Below are 4278 nucleotides of genomic sequence, written 5' to 3' on the forward strand. Positions count from 1 at the left end.
GATGTGGAGTCAGCCGTATTTGTGGCACAGATGATCTTTTCAAAAAGACCACCACGATTTCAACGCTGAATGGAAATCCTTCACTTGTTGGATGGGCTGCTCGCTAGAAGTAAAAAGCCGAAGCAATCAATGCTCCGGCTTTTATTCTTTATCACCTTAGAATAAAGGTGGATATGTGAAACGATTACTCGTCTTCAGAATCGCTGCTCGGTTCAGAGTCAGTCTCTTCTGCGTCACTTTGTACTTCTAAAATTGCAACGCTCGCTTCACCTTCTGGCAATTCCTCACCTTCTGGTAACTCAACATCTTCAATTTCTTCAATACGTTGTAAACCTACGACGTTTTCATCTTCAGCAGTGCGAATCAAGGTCACACCTTGAGTATTGCGTCCCACTTGGCTCACTTCCGCGACGCGAGTACGAACGAGCGTACCGGCATCGGTGATCATCATGAACTCATCGCCTTCTTCAGTTTGCACTGCGCCGACAACTTGACCATTACGCTCAGACACCTTGATTGAAACAACGCCTTGAGTTGCACGACCTTTAGTTGGGTATTCCCCTAAGGTTGTACGTTTACCATAGCCGTTTTGTGTCACTGTTAAGATGTCGCCGTCATTTGAAGGAACAATCAGCGATACCACTTGGTCGCCTTCTGCTAGCTTCATACCACGAACACCGGACGCTGTGCGTCCCATGGCGCGAACACCTTTGAACTTAATTTCTGGCTGGCCATGTTCATCAAGAACAGGCTGACCATTTTCATCCAATACTGGCGTTTCTTCTGATTCTTTAAAGCGAACCACCTTACCAAATTTAGAAAACAGCATAATTTCACTGTTGCCATCGGTAATGTCCACACCAATCAAAGAATCATCTTCACGCAAGTTAACCGCGATCAAACCGTTAGAACGCACGTTGGCGAAGCTTGAAAGTGATGTTTTCTTCACTGTACCGTCACCGGTCGCCATAAAGATAAACTTATCATCACTAAACTCAGTGACTGGTAAAATCGCAGTAATACGTTCCCCTTCTTCCAGAGGAAGAATGTTAACGATAGGTTTACCACGCGCTGTACGGCTCGCTAGCGGTAATTGATAGACTTTCAAACGGTATGTCTTACCACGAGTCGAGAAGCAAAGAATATGGTCATGAGTATTCGCCACAAGAAGACGCTCAATGTAGTCTTCTTCTTTCATCTTCGTCGCGCTCTTACCTTTACCACCACGGCGTTGTGCTTCGTAATCGCTGAGGATCTGGTATTTCACATAACCTGCATGAGAAAGTGTAACGACCACATCTTCACGAGCAATCAGCTCTTCCATGTCGATATCGTGAGTTGCCGCGGTGATTTCAGTGCGTCGTGCGTCACCAAAAGCATCACGAACAGTTTCAAGCTCTTCGCGGATCACTTCCATCAAACGTTCAGTGCTGGCAAGGATATGCATCAGTTCAGCGATTTCTTCCAGAAGAGCTTTGTACTCATCAAGAATTTTTTCGTGCTCTAAACCTGTCAATCTGTGCAGACGAAGTTCAAGAATTGCTTGGGCTTGTTGCTCAGTTAAGAAATATTTGCCATCACGGATACCGTATTCTGGTTCAAGCCATTCAGGACGAGCGGCATCGGTTCCAGCACGTTCAAGCATTGACGCTACGTTGCCAAGATCCCAACCACGAGCAATCAAGCCTTCTTTTGCTTCTGCTGGCGTTGCTGCGCGGCGAATCAATTCGATGATTTCATCAATGTTGGCTAACGCGAGAGCCAGTGCTTCTAGAATGTGGGCACGATCACGAGCTTTACGCAGTTCAAAAATAGTACGACGCGTCACCACTTCACGGCGGTGATCAACAAAGCATTTCAACATTTCTTTCAAGTTGAATAGCTTAGGTTGACCATTATCCAGCGCAACCATGTTGATGCCGAATGTTGTTTGTAACTGTGTTTGAGCGTAAAGGTTGTTCAGTACCACTTCGCCAACCGCATCACGTTTACATTCGATAACAATACGCATGCCGTCTTTATCAGACTCATCACGTAGTGCACTGATGCCTTCGACTTTTTTCTCTTTAACCAACTCAGCAATTTTTTCAATCAAGCGTGCTTTATTCACTTGATAAGGGATTTCTCTGACGATAATGGTTTCTTTACCATTCTTCTCGACTTCGATATCCGCTTTAGAGCGCATGTAGACTTTACCGCGCCCTGTTTTATAAGCGTCGATAATTCCTTTGCGGCCACTGATTAATGCTGCTGTTGGGAAATCTGGGCCCGGAATGTAGTCCATCAACTCATCAATGGTGATGTCTTCATTATTTATATAGGCCAAGCAACCCTCAACCACTTCCGTTAGGTTATGGGGTGGAATGTTGGTTGCCATACCTACTGCAATACCGGATGAGCCATTCACCAGTAGGTTAGGAATTTTCGTAGGAAGAACCGCAGGGATCTGTTCTGTACCGTCATAGTTCGGTACATAATCGACCGTTTCTTTGTCGAGATCGGCAAGCAGTTCGTGGGCAATTTTTGACATGCGTACTTCGGTGTAACGCATTGCTGCCGCAGAGTCACCATCGATCGAGCCAAAGTTACCTTGGCCATCGACCAACATGTAACGCAATGAGAACGGCTGCGCCATACGAACAATCGTATCGTATACAGCACTATCACCATGCGGGTGATATTTACCAATCACATCGCCCACAACACGGGCAGATTTTTTATATGGTTTATTCCAATCGTTACCAAGCACATTCATCGCGAATAGAACGCGACGGTGTACTGGTTTTAGGCCATCACGCACATCTGGAAGAGCACGACCCACGATAACGGACATCGCGTAGTCTAGGTATGAACCTCTTAGCTCATCTTCAATGTTTACGGGCGTGATCTCTCTAGCTAGATCGCTCATAGAGCCATTATCCCTCTATCTTTTGATCGTATATTCGATACGTACAAGGCCGAAAAATATAACACATAATTCACTACTTCGGCATCCCTTTCCCTTTCCTTTTATCAGGTTGTGACCTTTGTTGTGTATCAAGTGCCGAGAAATTGCACATTCATTCCATACCCGGCTGATTAATGACCAAATTTTAGCCAAAAATTAATGAAATAAAGATAACCTGTAGCCTGTGATAATCAACTGGTTATAATACCCCACACAACTAAAGATGCCTATTTTGACAGCAAGAGCGAATCTAACATGACTAAAGCACAAAACGTTGATCTTAATGAAATTAAAAAGTTTGAAGAGATGGCGTCACGCTGGTGGGATCTGGATGGTGAATTTAAGCCACTGCATCAAATTAACCCGTTAAGATTGAACTATGTGTTGGTCAATGCCAACGGCCTATTTGGCAAGAAGGTGCTCGATGTTGGATGTGGTGGCGGAATTTTAGCCGAAAGCATGGCGCGAGAAGGTGCGCAAGTGACTGGCTTAGACATGGGCAAAGAACCGCTTGAAGTCGCTCGTTTACATGCTTTAGAAACCGGAACAAAGCTCACTTATATTCAAAGTACGATTGAAGACCACGCCGCTGACAACCCACACACATATGATGTTGTCACCTGCATGGAAATGCTTGAGCATGTTCCAGACCCATTGTCCGTTGTTCAAGCCTGTTCTGCGTTGGTCAAACCCGGCGGTCATGTTTTCTTTTCTACGCTCAATCGTAATTTTAAGTCTTACCTGTTTGCCATCGTGGGCGCAGAAAAGTTGCTACGCATTGTTCCAGAAGGCACACATGATCATGAAAAATTCATCCGCCCATCGGAACTGATTAAGATGATTGATAAAACAAACCTGCAAGAGCAAGGAATAACAGGCCTACTTTATAACCCGTTAACCGATACTTACCGTTTAGGGCGCAATGTTGATGTCAATTACATCGTTCATACTCAGCTTTTTTAAAGTCAGTGGTCATCTAATATGCCATTATCGATAGCGTATTGCTCACGTTAAAAATTAAGCCGAATAGCACATTTTTTCTCGGTTTCTAGGCTGTTTTTTGTGCTCTAGATTCCATTTTAACCACATCGAAAATCGCTCCCTTTTTTCCTCAAAGATCAAGAAGTTTTTTTTTGATTGTGGTTACATCTAAACCAAACTCAAAACGGTAATTTTCTACAATCAAATCGGCTCTTTGATCATCAGTAAGTGGGTACTAACTGTTTTTTTTATTTTTGCTAGTTATCCACAAGCTGTCCCAGATCTGTAACTTGAAATGAGCTTCAGATAGCACTATCTTGTAACTCGCAAAGCAAAGAACCCCTATATGT

The 4278-nt window shown here is 44.1% G+C and carries 2 protein-coding genes; one reads left to right on the plus strand and one right to left on the minus strand.

The genetic code is table 11. From position 1 onward, the window contains the following. Nucleotides 1–184: 184 nt before the first annotated feature. Nucleotides 185–2908 (minus strand): DNA topoisomerase (ATP-hydrolyzing) subunit A, encoded by a 2724-nt coding sequence (gene gyrA / locus B9J84_RS14225; protein WP_017049834.1) that lies wholly within the window; start codon nt 2906–2908, stop codon nt 185–187. Nucleotides 2909–3202: 294 nt separating this feature from the next. On the opposite strand from gyrA, the gene ubiG reads away from it, so the two are divergent. Then, nucleotides 3203–3910, plus strand: coding sequence for a bifunctional 2-polyprenyl-6-hydroxyphenol methylase/3-demethylubiquinol 3-O-methyltransferase UbiG (ubiG, locus tag B9J84_RS14230; protein WP_017044298.1), 708 nt, complete (start codon nt 3203–3205; stop codon nt 3908–3910). The last annotated feature ends 368 nt before the right edge of the window (nt 3911–4278 follow it).

Source organism: Vibrio sp. V03_P4A6T147, assembly GCF_002241085.1.
Lineage (GTDB): Bacteria > Pseudomonadota > Gammaproteobacteria > Enterobacterales > Vibrionaceae > Vibrio > Vibrio anguillarum.